The following is an 18,020-nucleotide window of genomic DNA, read 5'->3' on the forward strand; positions in this document are numbered from 1 at the left end:
TTTAACGTTTATGCAGTTGAACTGGCATTTTAATATAACTTTTTCGCTTTTGCTTTTTTCTAGTTTGCCCGATTAGGGCATTTTGTTACTACCCCAGTTGGTAACTTAACGGTACTAACTGGGGTTTTTTGCCTGATCATAGGGACTCTTTATCCCTCGTGGTATGGTTTGTAGCTGGTTTGACCATCCAGAATTTGTCTTCATGTACAAATAGAAATTGCTCTTGATTCAGGAACACCCAAACCAAGAGCAATGTTTCAGTAAACGATAAGCTATGGTGCTTGTATTACTATTCATCTAATGTTTCTAGCCACTCATGTAGCATTGCCGACATAGACTTTCCTTCTTTTGCGGATAGTATTTTGAACTTTTGTTTATCTTCGGTTGAGATGGAAATTGTAAGCTTTGTTAGGCTCTTACACGACCCCTGTTTACCTGCTTTTTTTTCTAGGTGATCCTTAATCCTCTCTTGATCCGTATTACGCTGTTCTGCGTATTTTTCAAACATATTTTCGCTCATTGCTATCCTTCCTTGCCAACACCCGCCATAGTGCGTATTTTATCAATTAGTTCTTGTGTCGCCTTTGCTGCTTTTGTTTGTGGTGCATATTCCACCACTGATTGTCCCGCTGCGGCTGATTGCACAAACTTTTCTGACTGGGGCAACTTTAATACTATGTCATTGTCTGCTACCCCTTCAAACCACTGTACAAAGTCACGGCTGGCACGATAGCGATTCCAGCCATTTACAACATAAAGCACCTTTTTGTCTTTATGTGCTTTGACAATGTCTACCATGCGCAACAAAGGATCCATGTCTCGCGTTGTTGGGCGTGTTGGTATAACTACCAAATCCGCAGCCGAAACCCAATCGCTCATACCTTCTTGCAAAGCACCTGGCGTATCGACAACCGTAACCTCTGCGCCCTCTGCTTTTGTTGTTGTGTGTAGAGTTCCTCCTTGTGCGTCAAGGTCGTAGAAGTCTAAGGGTATGCCACTGCGCTCCAAAGAGAAAGCCAACTCGTCAGCTATCAAAGACTTACCAACTCCCCCTTTTTGATTGCATAAAAGAATTGTTTTCATGGTTCCGCCTTTCCTGGCTCATTCTTGAGTGTTTCGATACTTATATACGTATTTACGTAATTACTTATTTACTTATACAACTCCGACAGCAATTCGTCAACACAAAAATTTTTCTCATATGCTTTTACATATTTAGGTGCTCCCCAAATTCATCCTGTCAATAGATCCTCATGAAACTTGACACAACTTTTTCTAAGGCAAAAGTTGTGTAAGTTACGGCTTTGCCTTCATGAAGATATGACAGGTTTTCTTTTGGGGATCTGGTCGCTGTTAAGCGATTGCAAGCAAGCAATGCAATCGCCAATGCGATTCAGATTTCTAGGATGGGAGCAGATCATGTCTTTACCAGAAAGCGTCAAACAGGCTCGTGCAGCAGTAGTAGAGCAACTCGTACAAGATATTCAGGAAAAAGGTTTTTCGTGGCAAAAAGTTTGGATTGACTGCTTATCCCCTAGAAACGCTATAACTGGCAAAAAATACACGGGCGGCAACGTTTTTCACCTAGCGTGCATAGCCAGAATGCGCGGTTATAAAGATCCCCGCTGGTGCACCTTTAAGCAAGCCAAGGAAAACGGTTGGAAGGTAAAACGCGGAGCCAAATCCGCCAAAATTGAACACTGGAAACTCGTTAAAGCAGCCAACAGCGCAGCACCCGACGACGAAGAAAAGGAAAATGTGCGTCCTATTTGTGTCGGTGTTTGGTCGGTTTTTAACGCAGAAGAAATAGAAGGGATTCCAGAATTTGAAAGCAATACTGATAAAGCTTTTGACGATTATGAAATCTTCGATATAGCCGATGACTTTGTCTCGTCTTCGCGTTGTCCCATTATTGAGGGTCAAACAGCTATTGCTTGCTACAACCCGGTTTCGGATTGCGTGAACATGCCAGCAAGGAAAAGTTTTAATTGCGCCCAGTCGTTTCTGCGCGTTTTGCTTCACGAAATGAGTCACTCTACAGGAAATGCCGCTGCTCTTGACAGACCTTTTTCAACTTATGGCACTGAAAGCTATGCTTTTGAGGAACTCATTGCAGAACTTAGCAGCGCGTTTGTGGCTTCTGAAATTGGACTAGCTTTTGATAGTGAGAGCGTCGATCCGTTTTTCTATGAAAACCACGCCGCTTATTTGCAAAGTTGGGTTTCTGTACTCAACAACGACCCCAACGAACTATTTCGAGCAGCAACAAAAGCTGACGCGGCAGCAAATTATATTTTAACGCGCTATAACGATGCGCATGTATAAACCACCATAGCTAATAGCCTGCATATCGCAGGCTATTTTTTTCACTTTGCCGCGCGGCGGGGTTTTGCACCCCGCGCCCTGCACAAGGGGAATGCACGCACTCCCCTTGACCCCTCCGTTTGTTTAGCCGCTTAGAGCGGCTCACTATTTAAGAGTTTTGAATTTATCTCTTTTGGTTTAGCGCCTTTGCCTACCCAGTGACACAACTCTTGACGTGAACGCTTTTCAGCGCAAGGCGCAAAAACTTTTTCTAGCGAAAAACTCAAGCCTTGCCAGGTTTTGCTTGTCTTCCTTGCACTGAAAACCAACCACGTCAGATTTGCAGTCACCGGGTAGGACAAAAGGTTCCTATTAAAAACTCAAGGAGGTCAAATATGAGCATAGTCACTTACAACCAGCGCGGATATAGCGGTTGCTCTATGAGTTGGGGGACAGAAGCTGCATACGAAGATGGCGAGATGCCTAAGAGCAAATGGACTAAAACTAAAATGATTCAAGCCATCGAAAAATGGATGGATGAAGAAGATCTTTTTGTGGACGTTTACACTATGAAAAAAGATGAAATTTTTGATTCATATTTCATGTGGTCGTCGTGGCACCACACTAGCAAGTACGCTAACAAAACCGACTTTTATACAACAAACACAGATGCGCTATTTGCAGCTTCGCATGATACAACCGAAGAAGACATAGCTAAGCGTGTAGCTTATTGGAATACTGAAGACGAAAAAAGAAAAAAGAGGTTAGCAACCAAAAATGCCAAGATTGAAGCTTTCAAGAATAAGTATGGTTGTCATCCAGAGAGCGTTAAGGCTTATACTATCTTTCATCCGGAAAACTGTGACTTCAGAACCTCCCTTAAAGGCAACGAAATCGTTGAGATTACCATTAACGATAAATCAATAATTTACTTCTTAAAAGACAGATTCTTTGACATTGACACCCACCCTTTCGGTCATGGCTTTGACGGCTTAAAGGAAGATTGGTAGTAATTCTCTGGTGGGTGACATACATTTGTTCGATAGTTTTAACAACCTAAAAACCCACGTGTTTTTAGGTTAGCAAGACTCGTCTCTTGCCCGTACCGCTTTATTGCGGTCGGGCAAGAGACCCCTTGCGTATAAGCTTTCAGGCTTATACAATGCAAGGGTCTTGATTTTGTGGCTTGCAGCTACCTAATTGCTTAACAATTCGTCATGCTGCCACCACAAAATACGTTCTGATTCAAAGTTTTTCACATAGTTCATAACTTAATAATCAGAACGGTGGGGGAGTCCCCACACCCCTACGGAGCCGATTCCTGAACGTTGCCGGGTTCAGAAATGAGGACGCTCCATGGATGCAAAAATTGAAAGATTAGAGATCCGTCTATCCCATCAAGATCGAGAAAAGATCAAAAACAACGCGGATCTTTTGGGGATGAATTCTTCTGAATTCATCCGTTTTACTACAGCTTTACCCTTTGATATTTTGCGCGCTAACTCGATTAGTGAGTGCGCGTCTGCGCCCAATCGCATTGTTTTAATTGATGCCGAAAGCATCCTTTTACTCAATCGCGAACTTAAAAAAAGTGGCGTAAATATCAACCAGTCAACCCGCGCTCTAAACACTATTGCTCGCTATGTAAAGCGTGGTTTATCTAGTCCCTCTAGTGAGTCTTGGCATGCTCTCGGTGAACAATCCGCCCTTGCTTTTCAGGGTTACGCCGAAGCCAAAAAGACGTTCGAGGAACTAATCCCTTTGCTTGAAAACATCACCTCAAACACCCTTATAACCATCCCGTCAAAAAGAGGAAGCAAGGTGATGTAGCGTGGTGTACTTAAAACCTATTTCGGGTCACACATCAGTCAAAGGTGTTCAAAATTATCTTGAAAAAGATGATCGTAGTTTGGCGCTAGATCTTATCAATGTGTTTCCACAAGAGTTCGTTCCTGGGCACCAATCTTGGTCTGAACAGATGGATGAGACACGCATTTTGTATGGCAATAATGACTCCACCAACGGCAAAAAAGTCCGCACCTACAATCATTATATTTTGTCTCCTGACCCAAAAGACAACATCAACTTAGAGCAACTTAGAGAGTTTGCTACTGCTTGGGCAGAGCGTTTTTTTGGCGATTTTGAGGTTGCTATTGTTTACCATGACGACAATGAAAGTGGCGTTATTCATGCTCATATTGTTGTCAACAATACCAATATCTATACTGGCAAGCGCCTAGCACCATATCTAACAAACAACAAAGTAAAAGAGATTTCCCGCGTGGCGCAAGAGATGGCACTTGAACGAGGGTTTCATTATTTCGACAAAGACTTAGACCATATAGATCTTGGGTGTGATCTTAAAGAGGTTCCCGTTTTGTCAAAAGATGCCATTTTGAAGCTCAATAATTCAAGTCAAGAACAGCTTCATCTAGCCGCCGTTTTTGCTCCTGATGACCTACGCTCTAACACTGCTTTAGAACACGGACTCATTGAGCGCAAGGCTCGCCTTACAAAGAAGGAACTTGAACTACAAGAGCGTGGCGGTTGGTCTTGGAAGCAAGACTTGCGCGACCGCATTGTCGTTTCTATTTCGCTTTCAAACAATGAAAGCGACTTTATCTTAAAGTGTGAGGACTTGGGTGTAGCGGTACAACTCGCCAAAAATTCTGACTTCTTGTTTATTCACCCCGCACGCGAAACCTGGCGCGTGAAAGGTCACAACCTCGGTGCTGATTATTCACGCCCTGCCATTTTGCGGCAAATGGGCATTGACGTTTCTGGAGGATTAACTAAACCTTCTGGGGATCAATACCAACAATTCATAAAGCATTTTCAAGCTTTGTCCGAGGGCAAAGTTAGAACCATTGCATACGTTGATAACAAGACCTCTATCCCCATTAGCGACATTGCGCGGGCTTATGAGATCAATCGCAAATACGATATTTCGAGCGAACTAGATTATTCCATTGCTCTTATGGGCGCGGTTTATGACGCTGATGCTACCAAAGAGATAGAGTTTGCCCAAAGAGTTTCTAAGCAAACCAAATACATTGCGACCGGCAAAAAACATAGCGATCACTCTAAGTCTTCGCCGCGTCTTTCTCAAAAACGCGACACGCTTTCAATTAAACGCGAAGAAGGTAATTTCAGTAGCGGATCTTCAAGGCGACATGTACACCAGAGTCCTTCTTTTGACTCAAAGCCAAAGGAGCGCGAATAATGAAGATATGCGTTTACTTTCAATCAGGGGCTATGGAGGAGTTTTCTACCGACACCTACACCTCACCTTCGCCCCTTGGTGCTGGCAATATCCTTTCTGATTGCAAACTTCGCACTGACTTAATCGCCGAAGACGGTTTGCGTATGGATATATATTGGTACAACACCATTTACGATGAATGCACTTCCACAGTTGACGTAGACGGCGCAGATGCGCCTTTACCTGTTGCAGGACGTGAACTAGGTCGCAGCGTTTATCTTATCGCTCCCGAAGAGATGCGCTTTGTTTCTCAAGTTGCCGTAGATGGCTCTATTATTATTTTTCGCCAGGGTTCTTTTTTGATTAACGCCATTGCTTTCAAACAACAACTTGCGCTTTGCTATAGCGACGCTTCAACCAGATCTATCAATGAGCAGGCTTTGGCTCTATTTGACTATCTGCACGCTGCCAATCCTTCTTTGTGCGATAGTGAGATTTGCAGGCTTTTTGGTTTCCCGTATGGTGCTTATCTTCATATTCTTGAGCAACAAGCCGCGCAAATTCCCAGTTACGGGGATGGCTTGCCTGTTTCACCAGAGATCCACACCCCACTAACAAACAATGAGATAGATGAAGCAATTTCACGCGTAAATGGTTTAGACGGCGCTGATCCTGCTTCTTTAATCTGCGCTTTAGACAACCGCGCCCTCATTGAAAACATCACTGATGCCGACATTGACGATGAAACGCTAACGCCCTCTGCTATCGAATGCGACGCAGAGTTAGACCAAGAAGACACCTCTTTGGATCTTATGGATGTGTTTTCTGAATTTCTGCCCAAACCCGACACAGACGATTACAGCCGCAACGAGCAGGCTTTATAAGGAGAGATACACCATGGATACAAATTCATCTGTTTTATCTGGACGCATTGTTTCGGATGCTGACTTTCGCATCACTGTTACCGGTAAAGCTATTTGCAGCTTTTGCCTTGCTTTTGAAGACTCAAGATACGACCAACATCTCAATAGTTGGTCAAGCTACCCCAACTATATTACCTGCCTTGTTTTTGGTGAAATGGCTGTTCGGCTTGCGCCGATTCTTCTTGAGGATACCAAGGTTCGCGTTGAGGGCAGACTTCACTATTCGCTTTGGAATAGACAAGACAAAAACTGTTCAAAAATAGAACTTGTAGCCAACACGCTAAACGTGTTGTCTGATGTAGTTTGCACTTCTTAGTTTTCAAAAAGTTTTTTGGCGCGGCGGGGTTTTGCACCCCGCGCCCTGCACAAGGGGAATGCACGCCACTCCCCTTGACCCTACGACTTATTTAGCCGCTTAGAGCGGCTCACTTTTCAAGGGTTTTTAAGTTTATCTCTTTTGGTTTGTCACCTCTGGCACCTTTGCCTACCCGATGACACAACCCTTGACGTGAACACTTTTCAGCGCAAGGCGCAAAAACTTTTTCTAGCGAAAAACTCAAGCCTTGCCAGGTTTTGCTTGTCTTCCTTGCGCTGAAAACTAACCACGTCAGTTTTGGCAGTCATCGGGTAGGACAAAGGCACCTACCAAAACCAAAGGAGGTCGACTGTGGTATTGGATTAGATTTTTTGCTTTTCGCAATCGTTTTATAAGTTTGATTTTTAATTAGTTAGGAGTCCTGTTATGAAACTCAATGATCTCAAAACTCTCATTCAAGCAGTCGGTGATGTGCAGCATGAACTCATGGTTGATGGAGAAGACGTTGCCCCTACCACGTTTGAGGTTGAGATTGGTTCTAATAGAGTTGCTGTGCGTCACGCACGCAATCTTGATCCTCTTACCATTGACCTTTTAGCGGATAACGATTTCAGGATCTATGTCACGTCAACTGGCGCTGTCATTGAGCGTTTTGACCGCACCAAATAGCAAAAGTTAGGTTTCACTCTATACTTTTTCAACTTTGTTGTTATACTTCTATACGTAATTACGTATTTACGTAATTACATAAAGCTATACAGAATAGTTGAGCATATGAGACGGAGGAAACATGGTGACTAAAGATACAACTATTCCAAAACTCACCTATCAGCAGCGCAGATCAAACCTTGACAAGGCTAACAAAGTTCGCCGGGAACGCATGCGCATTCGCAAAGATCTAGCATGTGGAAACCTAAACGCCGAAGAGGTGATCCTTAGATCCATTGAGGGCGGTAGGATCTGTTCTGGTATGCGTGTTAAACAACTGATCAATGCTTTACCTGGCTATGGACTCAAGCAAACTCAACTTGTCATGGAAACAGTTGGTATTGCTGACAATCGGCGCATTGGCGGTCTTGGTGATCGACAAATCGAATTATTACTAAACATTTTATAAGGAGTTAATTATGGCACTTAATACTTGCGCTTTATCTGGTTATCTTGGATCCGACGCGGAGTTGATCTCTACCGCAAGCGGGTATCACGTTCTTTCTTTTTCTATCTGCGTAGACATGTGGCAAAAAGGCAAAGATGGCAATGGTGAACTTGTCCCGAACTGGTTTGATTGCGTTTTGTTTGGCAAATATGGTGAGCGGATTGCACCACGTCTTTTGAAAGGTACTAAAGTTTCACTCGTGGGTTGTTTGCGTCAAGATAAATGGGTGAAAGACAATACTACCCATTCGCGTGTTAAGGTTGTTGTTGATAGCATTGAACTTTTAAGCAGTAATAATCCTGGCGCTCAAGAACCCGAACAAGATTCAGCGAGTTACTACAGCGACTCTATCAGTCTTTATGACGAAGACATACCGTTTTAGGTGGTGTCTTGCTATGGATAAAATCTTTTTCAAAAACAGCGAAGGTATGGACGTTTCTATTCAGGTTCGCGCTGACGGATCTGTGGTGGTTCGCGCTGGTAGCGGCAAATGTAGCCACCGAAAAAGGTACAAAAGTTTCAATGGGGCTATGCGTGCTATAGGCTATATGCTTGAAAAACGCTCTTGCCCGCTGCTTGAGACACTTTAGGCGCATAACTCTTGCGAACGCGTATTGAAATATTATTTGGTTTGTATTAAATACTTTATTGGGGTCTAGCATATTAGGTTAGAGAGGGCATTATGAAAAAACTTAACTCACTTACAAACAAGATAGCTACAGTGGCACTTGCCGGTGCTATCGCTCTTAGCAGTGCTGGTGTTATTGCTGCTACTGCTGCCGTAACAGATCCACAACCTGCACATGCTGCAAATGCAGGATGGCAAAAATCCGGGAACCGATGGTGGTATCAATATAGCAATAAAAGCTATGCTACCGGATGGGAAAAGATCGGTAATGCTTGGTATTACTTCTACAATGATGGCTGGATGGCAGCTAACGGATGGCAAAAAGTAGGTGGTAATTGGTTTTGGCTTGAGTCTTCTGGTGCCATGCGCGAGTCTTCTTGGGTGCAAGTAAACGGCACCTGGTATTACCTAAAGGCTGGTGGCTATATGGCTACTGATTGGCAAAAGATTGGTGGTAAGTGGTATTACCTCAACCCCTCAAATGGTGCTATGCGCTCGAATGGCTGGCTTAAAGTTGGATCCGATTGGTTCTGGCTTGAGTCCTCTGGTGCTGCTCGTGAGTCTTCTTGGGTGCAAGTAAACGGCACCTGGTATTACCTAAAGGCTGGTGGCTATATGGCTACTGGTTGGCAAAAGATTGGTGGTAAGTGGTATTACCTCAACCCCTCAAATGGTGCTATGGCTACAAGCAAATGGGTCGGAAACTACTATGTTGACCGTAATGGCGTTATGGCTACTAATGCTTGGGTTGGCAATTACTACGTCAATGAAAGCGGTGTTTGGGTTCCAAACGCCAAACCCAACGGTTCCACATCGAACGGTTCTACATCTAACACAACAAACAAAACTAAGGTTTGGGTTGTTGACAAAGCTGCCTACGACGAACCGTTAATTATGAATTATCAATTCACAAAATGTAGCGGCACCTACAACGGTGTGAGAAATGGTTGTCCTCAATTTTTTGGCATATCTCCCCAAATGGCTGAAAAGGAACTCGCGAACAAAGTATATGCTCCTAGCGAATTGCAAAAAGCATATGATTATGCCAACCAAACCGTTGAGCGACTTCGCAAAAGCTTTACCTATACCGCTCATGATGGTGTGACCTACACAGATCCTATACGTGCTATCGACCACCAAATGACCGACCATTCTGACGATAATATTTATTATGACGAAGATGGCTGGATTCAAACGGACAACCACGGGTGTAGTAACAGCAAGTCTTATTCTATTCAAATCGGCGTTATCCACTATCCCGAAGAAGGACACTGGGAATATCGTTAGACCTATAGTTGCCCTCTAAAAACCAACAACCCCGGACGAACTATTCATCCGGGGTTGTTTTTATGGGGTTTCTATTAACCCGCCCTTAAAACCCTACCTTAGAAGCGATTCTGTTGAGCCGTCTAGCTGGGGTTTTATATTTGCGCTTATTAGCGCATGTTTTTGTCCTTTTGCTCTGTCTTGTTGCCAGTTTTGCCGCTTTTACGCGAAGCGTAAAGCGAGACTCCACCAGCAACGCCAACAGCAAAAACAACGATGGTTATAACTGCCGCCAAAAGCGCGTCACCCGTTTGCACAAGCGGTGTCTCGCTTGTGGTTACCGGAGGTTCAGGAGCGGGAGGTGCAGGTGTCTCTACCGTTACTGTTTGACCTTCATCGTTAATGTCGGTGTGAACCGCAACTTCGTGGCCATCGCGCTCAAGCGTTTCAAAAGCTCCAACATCGGGCTGCGGTGTTGTAGGTTGCGCATCTTCAGGGCGCGGGCTTTCTGGCTGAGGGTTTTCGGGCTGCGGTGTTGTAGGTTGCGCATCTTCAGGGCGCGGGCTTTCTGGCTGAGGATTTTCGGGCTGTGGTTGGGGTTGTTCAACTTGCGCCGGATTATCGGGTATCTCTTCCCATTGCGCCACTAATTCAACTTCAGCAAGATCGGTTGAAGCGAGATTGCTCACTAAAGCCTCGTCTTCATAAAGTTCGCCTTGCTCGTCAAGCCAGCCTTTAAATGTGTGTTGTGGCTTAGTAAATGTGCAGGGATCAAGAGAGGCGGTTTCGTCAAAAGACAATGCTTGGCTTGGCATATCGCCAACACCTCCGTTGCTATCGAAGGTGACGTAATAGACAATGGGTCTCCACAATGCATTGATGGTTGTGTCGGCAAAGAGTTTCTCAAGCGGCACATCCCAAGATTCAAAGAGGTATCCATCTCTTACAGGCGGTGTGGGGTCGCAAGGTATAGAACCTTGCGGGATTTTTGTGCTCGACAAAAGCGTATTGAGACCATCGGTAAATTCAACCGAAATGAGTATTGGCTCAAATATAGCTACAATCTCATGGTCGGCTGTTATGTTGGTAAAAGTGTATTGCTTGAGGCGACCACATGATTCGCCATCAACTACAACATCTGCAACTTCATAGTATTCATCAGGTGTTATGTGATATGTTTTGCTATTTTTCCAACCGACAAGAGTTGATCCTTCATCGCTTATGGATCCGCAGCCTTGCGTGCGTGCAAAAATGTTATGAGATTCGAACTGATCAAAAACCACGGTTCCGCATGCGGTACCAGCCCACAAAAAGCGAGATCCGGTGGGGTTGAGGGCTACGACAAATCCGGAGTCAAAAGAAGACTGGAGATCTTCTTGTGTGGGTTGAAAGAGTGCTCGCGATTCGTCTATAGACAAAAAACATGCCTCGTTTATATAGATATCTGGCTCATATCCCTGTAGCAATTGTATTGATTCGCAATATTTCCCTTGGTAATTTGGAGTTGTGTCGCTTACGCGGTCAGGAAGGTCAAGGTCTCTCACGCCCATCAAAAAGTGCCCAGATGCTGGTGTGGTGGTTCCTGTCTTATAAACGTTGAGTGAAAGCGTTTTGGAGTTGCCACACAAACCGGTATTGGTGATGGCTTGAGCTTCTAGGATGCCAAAACCCTCCACTTCGGTGAGTAGCAAAATCACCTCATCGTTTGCAGTCTTATTGTGAATGGTGATATCAGAAATTGTTATTTCGACATCTACGCGATCTCCCTGAGTGTCTACGCCTACATTTGACCACACAAGCGACGCACTTCCAGAAACAAGAGTTTCGATGCCTTTTGTTGGGGTTTCTAGGTAGGCAATCCCTCGATACGTTTGATGAACAGGGTCGCGATCGACGCGCTGGCTGACTATGCCTAACTTTGCGGGATTAGTAGTGGAAAACTCTGCCTTCGAGATATCGAAAACCCGCCTGCTATCTAGTATGATCCCTTGCGCTTCAGCATCAAAGACACTCCCTTTATGAATTTGTATGGGAACATCATCGGCGAAGGCGGGGTCGGGATTGGTTATGGGCAATCCGCATGCGGTGGCTACACCGAGCGTTAGTGCAAGTACAAAGATGGACGCTGATGTGCGGTGGTTTTTTATGCGAACGAGCACAAGGACTGCAATGGCTAAGCCGGCAATGCTTAAGAGCGCAACAGCTCCGAGCGCTAAGGTATCACCAGTTTTTACAAGGGGAGTTTTGGGCGAATCTTGGTCTGGCGTGTCGGGGCTATCTGGTGTTGGCGTCTTGGGTACTTGAGGGGTTGGCGTTGTAGGTGGTTCGTTTTGAGGCGGAGCTATAAGAGCTACGGTTTGGTTTTCATCGTTAATGTCGGTGTGAACCGCAACCTCGCGTCCATCGCGCTCAAGCGTTTCAAAAGCTACAACATCGGTTTGCTCGTCAACCAAGCTGCCATCAAAGACAAAAGTTACATCCACAGATCCTGTTGCCTGTTCTGGTGTAAAGGTGGTAGTTGCCACTACCGTATTGCCCTGTGCGTCTGCAAACGGCTCACCCATTGCCTTGTCCATGAGCGTTCCAGTTAAGGTGTACTCTTTGCCAGGTACCAGGTTGGTATAAGCTACGGTGTCAACCAAAACAATGTCATGTTCAGCAGATACGTTCTTATCAGCGTCTACACCATCAACCAAAGTGGTTCCGATTTCAGGAACGTCCAAGGTGACTGTTTGACCTTCATCGTTAATGTCAGTGTGTACTGCCACTTCGTGACCGTCACGCTCCAAGGTTTCAAAAGCTACCACGTCGGTTTGCTCATCAACCAAACTGCCGTCAAAGACAAAAGTTACATCCACAGATCCTGTTGCCTGTTCTGGTGTAAAGGTGGTAGTTGCCACTACCGTATTGCCCTGTGCGTCTGCAAACGGCTCACCCGTTGCCTTGTCCATGAGCGTTCCAGTTAAGGTGTACTCTTTGCCAGGTACCAGGTTGGTATAAGCTACGGTGTCAACCAAAACAATGCCATGTTCAGCAGATACGTTCTTATCAGCGTCTACACCATCAACCAAAGTGGTTCCGATTTCAGGAACGTCCAAGGTGACTGTTTGATCCTCATCGTTAATGTCAGTGTGTACTGCCACTTCGTGACCGTCACGCTCCAAGGTTTCAAAAGCTACCACGTCGGTTTGCTCATCAACCAAACTGCCGTCAAAGACAAAAGTCACGTCCACAGATCCTGTTGCCTGTTCAGGTGTGAAGGTGGTAGTTGCCACTACCGCGTTGCCGAGTGCGTCTACAAACGGCTCACCTGTTGCCTTGTTCATGAGGGTTCCAGTTAAGGTGTACTCTTTGCCAGGGACAAGGTTTGTGTAGGTTACGGTGTCAACCAAAACAATGTCATGTTCAGCAGAAGCGTTCTTATCAGCGTCTACACCATCAACCAAAGTGGTTCCGATTTCAGGCGTGAGCACTCGTAGAGTTTGTGTCGAGTCCGCAATATCTGCATGATCAGCTACCACGCGACCATCCAGGTAGAGATACTCATAAACAACTACACGGCTTCCTGCATATTCACTTAGATCTGCCACCAAGTTCATCTCTAACGAAGAATGACTATATGTTGGAGTGAACTCTTGTGAAACTCGACTGCCCTCAATTTCTACACCGGTTGCCTTGTCTACCAGACATGCTTCCATGGTGTAGGTTTTACCAACTTCAACGTTGCCGTAAGACACAACGTCAACAATAGCTGTTTCTGCATCAGCATAAACCGCTTTGTCTTCATCTGTCGCATCAAACGCTTGTGTTGCTAGGTATGGTTTAACTGGCTCTTTATCATCAAGTGTGCCTAAGTCAACCTTGTAATTGTCTCGCTTGATGGTGATATTGGGTACTGTGATTAGAATTAAGCCTTCGTTTGCGCTGCAAGGTAGTTCCTCTAACGTATAAACATCATACGGCAAGGCTCCAAGAGCATTGTTTGCTTGAGTCTTGTTACCCTTATCATCTACGCCAAACCAAATACCTGCTTCGTTGTCATAGCTTGACTCGTCTGCATTGTCGTTAGCATTGGTGTTTTGCGTATGGGGGTTCCAGTTAGCTGCGGTAGAAGCATAGCCATTTTCGTCTGTGACAAGAATATGGCTCTCACCCGTGGTTTGACTCGTCAGCTTAAACGGTACATTCGCCAAACGTGCCATTGTATGCTCATTGACCTTGACAAATTCAAGATCACCGCGCTTGACCTGGTTTGCAATAGCTTGTCCACCCGTTGCATTTACTACCATACCATCTTGTGTGATTGAAAACTCATGCGGGGTAACATCGCTTTCGATATAACCGTCGCCAGCCTGCACTTCGGTTAGGGTGTAGCGTCCATAAGGAAGTGCTCGACTGTCGGTTTTTGCAATGCCGTTTTTGCTGACGATAGTCGCCACTACTTCACCCTTTTGGTAGGTTTTATTGCCTACAACCACAGGGTTATTTGAAGCGTTCTTGACTTCAAACTGCGTTCCATCCAAAAGAGCAGATCCAAGAGGTGAAACATCGCCCGTTTCTTTGTCATGTTTGGTCACCATAACACCACCACGGACAACATCGTTTGTTGCACGCACAGTATAAACCTTGCCGTTTTCGCGGACTGACACTTTAATATCATCTGCTGTATTGAGCATGGAGTTGTTTGTTGATACTTCGCGCACAATATAATCACCGTAAGGGAGCGCATTGTTAGATGTTGCAGCATATCCGTTGGCGTTGGTGGTAAGTGTAAGTACGCGCTGTCCACGTGCAATGTCCTTGCCGCCTACATGCACAGTGCTTTTATTGTCGTTGATTATCTCAAAAACAATACCTGCAAAACTTGCGTCACCTTGTGGTGTCATGCCTGTTTTGCTGTCGATTTTTTGAATCGCAATGCCACCAGACACTACAACTTCACGAATATCTGCGTCTATAAGAGCGTTTCCAACATGCACTTGATCAATAATTCCCTGTTCGGTAACTTGTCGCGCATATACTGGTTGGTCTCCAAGCAGATAGCCTTGTGGCGCTTTGGTTTCCTGCACGGTTACTGTTCCTATTGGTATTGATGGAAAACCATTTGCGTCGTAATATAAAGCATTTCCAGAAACCTTGGAATCTTCGCTCAACTTCGCTCTTCCGCTGTCATCTGTTTTGAACACCCACGTACGTTCTGGCGAAACACTGTTTGTCCAGGATAGGTTGGTTTCTGAATACAGTCCCTTGTAATACTTAACGGTAAACTGTGCACCTGCCAAACTGGCATTGCCTTGTGGGACTGGCTTTCCTGTTTCAGAGTCAACTTTTTGCACGAACATATCAAGTGGGTCAAGCATTGTAGGGTCAGTAAACGTTACTGACGTTTGTGCGCTTTCGCCTGCTTTTACTTCAACCGACTTAATCTCGTTGCTAAGCTCATGTCCTTTAGGTGCTGCCACCTCGCGCACCCAATAAGTTCCAGGGGTAAGCCAACAACTCTCTGCATATGACCACTCGTCATTGTCCCAATCAGGATGTGCTTTGGTGGTCATAGTCGAGATTCGATTAGTGTCGTTTTGTGCGTCTGAAAGGCTTGCATAAATGCCGAATTGAGCGCCATTCAAAGAGTAGCAAGAATTATCTTTGACTACATCTTTATCCGATGGCTGCTTCCAAAGCTTAAACCATCCACGGTTTTCAAACTTGAACACATGAAAAGTATTCGCGTCTGATTTGGAATAAATATCAGATATGCGGTTAGTTCCGCTGGTGGTTGATCCTTTGTCATAGATTGAATGCCAAAAAGCATTTTCCGAAGAATTGTTACCCCAGAAAATACCTACATGGTCTTCGCTTCCTGAAGCTGACTCCATTTGTACAATGTCGCCTTTTTCCAGATAGCCACTACCAAGCATCTCTTCTATTGAAGAAAACTGACGTTGCTCGACATTGTAGCTTTCAAACACCTTGCGCATTGACTCACTGTTTGCCCATTTCCAGTCATGATAGTAATACCACTGGTTCATAAAATCTGTATTTTCCAGACCCATATCACACCAAACACGCGCGATGAATCCTGCACAGTTTAATCCATAGCCACTTACGCCATTAAAAGGTTCACTTTCGTAAGGATGGTTTCCATTTGACCACCACGGACCTGTCTGGTAGACGGTCGGGTAAGGCCAATCGTATTTATATACCGTACCCAAATAGCTGTTTTTGTTGGCTTCAAGATAGTTCAAAAAATCATCGCGCGACACACCCAAAAGATCTGATATGGTTTGGGTTTCTTGTGCTTGTGGACTTACTTCTGGCTGCGTTGGCGCTGCCGCCGCTGCTGCTACTGGTATCAAACCCATCACAAGGATTGCGCTCATGCCCACACGCGCAAGCTTACTGCGATAGAGTTTTTCTTTTACACGGTTAAGCAGCTTTTTTGCTTTTGTTTGTGCTTGCAGTGCTTCCATCTTTGCCCTTCCTGTATCTTTTTTCCATTTAGGCTTTTATGTGATCCGATTTCAGGAATCGGTTGTTACTGTTAAAGGGGGTGCCGAGAAGGGCTTGAGGGGGATAAGCCCTTCCCGGCTGTTCCGCTCACACCTGATTTGTTGAGAGAAGGTATTGGGGGATCTTCGGGGAAAGATGTTTTTTCAGGTGCCGGGTCTATGTAAACGAAAGTTTTACCTTTCGCTGTTGTCGCTTAATAATGTGTAGCGTCGCTTTGCTATCGCCACACATATCACCACTGCCGACCAACAAACCAACACAAGCGCATGAAACGCGCTGTCTGTGAGCGCATCTGCTGTTTTAGGCAAAGGCTTTATTATCTTTCCTTGCTGTTCAGCAAAATTGTCTTCGGCTTGCACTGGTGCTTCTAATATTTGTTGGGTGCTTTTATCTGTCACCTTAAACACCCAAATTACTTCGTTTGACAGTGGGTGATCCACAAAAGGCAGCGTTTCGGGAACCTTAACGGTATAGGTAAACGCTGTTTGCTCTCCTGGCTGCAATGCCGCCAGTTCTACAAATTCGTTCAACTCAACCGCGCGCAAGCTTCCCTCATAAACAACGCTGCCTGTTTCATCATTCACAAGACTAAGCTTGATCGTATCTAAAAGCACATCAGCAGCGGGTTCTGATGGGTTAGACTCTTCTGCCACACCAAACTCAAACACTACTTCATGCTCATATTTGTTTTCTATTTCAAATACGCCGCTATATGTTTCATTTGCCTTTAACTCGCCAAAGTGCTCAAACATATCTTTTTCGGGAATGTCAAAGCCCTGTTCAAACGAAACAAAATTAACGGCGTAGGTTTTTGCAAAAGCAAGTTCAGGGCAAAGGATCGCACAGGCTGTTAAACCAAACGCAAACAAAACAACCCAAACTCTATTGGTGTGCTCTCTCCTTATGTTTGCTTTCGTATTCACTGCTTTTGTGAGCCTTACTTTTCCTAAACCTGTCAAATACGTTAAGTTTGCTTACTCTTTCCTATAGAAGGTGAGTAAAACTCACCTTCTATAGCCTAAAAAGAAGCTACTGCTGGTTTTGTGCCTGATATGCAGCCCATGCATCTTCGGCAGAATCAAAGCCTTGTTCCTGAATAGCATGAGCAGTTACCATAATGGAAACCTCGGTAGGCAAAGCTTGCGCTTCTTCGCTCGTCAATTTGGGGTTTAGTTGCACCTTTTCAAAAAGCGGTTCTGTCTTTTTGCCGCCTGCCACAACATCGCTCCACTTATAAATAGTGACAGCTTGCTTAGCCCCTTCGTCGGTAAACGTTTCGCCTACCTGCTCAAAATAACCGCCTTGATTGTCTTCGTTGGAGGTATTGAGTCCCTGCAAACTAAACAGCGGTTGATACTGAACACCGTCTACCATACCTACTGGCACCCTTACTTCCATAAAGATGTAAGAATCCACATTGCCATCCGTTGTTTGGGCGTAGGGGTCTTTATCCAGGATCTGTCCTGGCACAATACCATTAGCGTTTGTGCTATCCCAGTTAGGCTCAACTACCTGAACACTCAAAGCATCTCTACCTCCACTACCAGCGACGACATAGTCATTTCCTACAGTGTCAGTCGCGGTAAAATATGCCATGGTGCCAAGGGCACACGTTAGCGCAACGGCGCTTACCACCGCGCCAACCTTTGCGCGGCTCTTGTGCTTTTCTGTCTTCGCGGTTTGCGTCATAGCTTCTCCTTTGATTTCGTTGAATG

16 protein-coding genes are annotated in these 18,020 nt (G+C 45.0%); 11 read left to right on the forward strand and 5 right to left on the reverse strand.

The window, feature by feature from the left end; translation table 11 throughout:
- Window positions 1–289 precede the first annotated feature (289 nt).
- Both NFR28_RS08565 and NFR28_RS08570 read right to left on the reverse strand, forming a co-directional pair.
- Window positions 290–520, reverse strand: a complete 231-nt coding sequence (locus NFR28_RS08565) for a hypothetical protein (protein ID WP_251179393.1) — start codon at window positions 518–520, stop codon at window positions 290–292.
- A 2-nt stretch (window positions 521–522) separates the two neighbouring features.
- Window positions 523–1,083 carry a ParA family protein gene (locus NFR28_RS08570; RefSeq protein ID WP_251179394.1) on the reverse strand — a complete coding sequence of 187 codons (561 nt, stop codon included), beginning with the start codon at window positions 1,081–1,083 and terminating at the stop codon, window positions 523–525.
- A 336-nt stretch (window positions 1,084–1,419) separates the two neighbouring features.
- Between NFR28_RS08570 and NFR28_RS08575 the strand changes: the two genes are divergently transcribed.
- The 11 genes from NFR28_RS08575 to NFR28_RS08625 all read left to right on the forward strand — a co-directional run bounded on the left by NFR28_RS08575 (window position 1,420) and on the right by NFR28_RS08625 (window position 9,816).
- Complete coding sequence (locus NFR28_RS08575) at window positions 1,420–2,325, forward strand: ArdC family protein (RefSeq protein ID WP_251179395.1); 906 nt, start codon at window positions 1,420–1,422, stop codon at window positions 2,323–2,325.
- A gap of 374 nt (window positions 2,326–2,699) precedes the next feature.
- Entirely contained in the window at window positions 2,700–3,314 is a 615-nt protein-coding gene (locus NFR28_RS08580) for a hypothetical protein (RefSeq protein WP_251179396.1), read from the forward strand.
- A 346-nt stretch (window positions 3,315–3,660) separates the two neighbouring features.
- Complete coding sequence (locus NFR28_RS08585; protein ID WP_251179397.1) at window positions 3,661–4,134, forward strand: type II toxin-antitoxin system TacA family antitoxin; 474 nt, start codon at window positions 3,661–3,663, stop codon at window positions 4,132–4,134.
- Window position 4,135: 1 nt separating this feature from the next.
- A complete protein-coding gene (locus NFR28_RS08590; RefSeq protein ID WP_251179398.1) occupies window positions 4,136–5,527 on the forward strand; it encodes a relaxase/mobilization nuclease domain-containing protein in 1,392 nt (463 codons plus the stop codon).
- Complete coding sequence (locus NFR28_RS08595; RefSeq protein WP_251179399.1) at window positions 5,527–6,390, forward strand: hypothetical protein; 864 nt, start codon at window positions 5,527–5,529, stop codon at window positions 6,388–6,390. The genes NFR28_RS08590 and NFR28_RS08595 overlap by 1 nt, the downstream gene beginning before the upstream one ends.
- A 13-nt stretch (window positions 6,391–6,403) precedes the next feature.
- The gene (locus NFR28_RS08600; protein WP_251179400.1) at window positions 6,404–6,745 is read left to right on the forward strand and encodes a single-stranded DNA-binding protein; all 342 of its coding nucleotides are present in this window, start codon (window positions 6,404–6,406) and stop codon (window positions 6,743–6,745) included.
- 426 nt (window positions 6,746–7,171) lie between these two features.
- Window positions 7,172–7,414 (forward strand): hypothetical protein, encoded by a 243-nt coding sequence (locus tag NFR28_RS08605; RefSeq protein ID WP_251179401.1) that lies wholly within the window; start codon window positions 7,172–7,174, stop codon window positions 7,412–7,414.
- 121 nt (window positions 7,415–7,535) lie between these two features.
- Window positions 7,536–7,862 carry an integration host factor, actinobacterial type gene (mihF, locus tag NFR28_RS08610; RefSeq protein WP_251179402.1) on the forward strand — a complete coding sequence of 109 codons (327 nt, stop codon included), beginning with the start codon at window positions 7,536–7,538 and terminating at the stop codon, window positions 7,860–7,862.
- 10 nt (window positions 7,863–7,872) lie between these two features.
- A complete protein-coding gene (locus tag NFR28_RS08615; protein ID WP_251179403.1) occupies window positions 7,873–8,283 on the forward strand; it encodes a single-stranded DNA-binding protein in 411 nt (136 codons plus the stop codon).
- A gap of 13 nt (window positions 8,284–8,296) precedes the next feature.
- Complete coding sequence (locus tag NFR28_RS08620) at window positions 8,297–8,491, forward strand: hypothetical protein (RefSeq protein WP_251179404.1); 195 nt, start codon at window positions 8,297–8,299, stop codon at window positions 8,489–8,491.
- Window positions 8,492–8,583: 92 nt separating this feature from the next.
- Window positions 8,584–9,816, forward strand: a complete 1,233-nt coding sequence (locus tag NFR28_RS08625; RefSeq protein ID WP_251179405.1) for a hypothetical protein — start codon at window positions 8,584–8,586, stop codon at window positions 9,814–9,816.
- A 149-nt stretch (window positions 9,817–9,965) separates the two neighbouring features.
- Here the strand turns inward: NFR28_RS08625 and NFR28_RS08630 are convergent, their stop codons facing one another.
- The 3 genes from NFR28_RS08630 to NFR28_RS08640 all read right to left on the reverse strand — a co-directional run bounded on the left by NFR28_RS08630 (window position 9,966) and on the right by NFR28_RS08640 (window position 17,994).
- Window positions 9,966–16,265, reverse strand: a complete 6,300-nt coding sequence (locus NFR28_RS08630; RefSeq protein WP_251179406.1) for a VaFE repeat-containing surface-anchored protein — start codon at window positions 16,263–16,265, stop codon at window positions 9,966–9,968.
- Window positions 16,266–16,478: 213 nt separating this feature from the next.
- A complete protein-coding gene (locus NFR28_RS08635; RefSeq protein ID WP_251179407.1) occupies window positions 16,479–17,228 on the reverse strand; it encodes a hypothetical protein in 750 nt (249 codons plus the stop codon).
- A gap of 106 nt (window positions 17,229–17,334) precedes the next feature.
- Window positions 17,335–17,994: a hypothetical protein gene (locus NFR28_RS08640; protein ID WP_251179408.1), complete on the reverse strand. Its 660-nt coding sequence runs from the start codon at window positions 17,992–17,994 to the stop codon at window positions 17,335–17,337.
- Between the last annotated feature and the right edge of the window lie 26 nt (window positions 17,995–18,020).

Source organism: Adlercreutzia agrestimuris (assembly GCF_943193125.1).
GTDB classification, from domain to species: Bacteria; Actinomycetota; Coriobacteriia; order Coriobacteriales; family Eggerthellaceae; genus Xiamenia; species Xiamenia agrestimuris.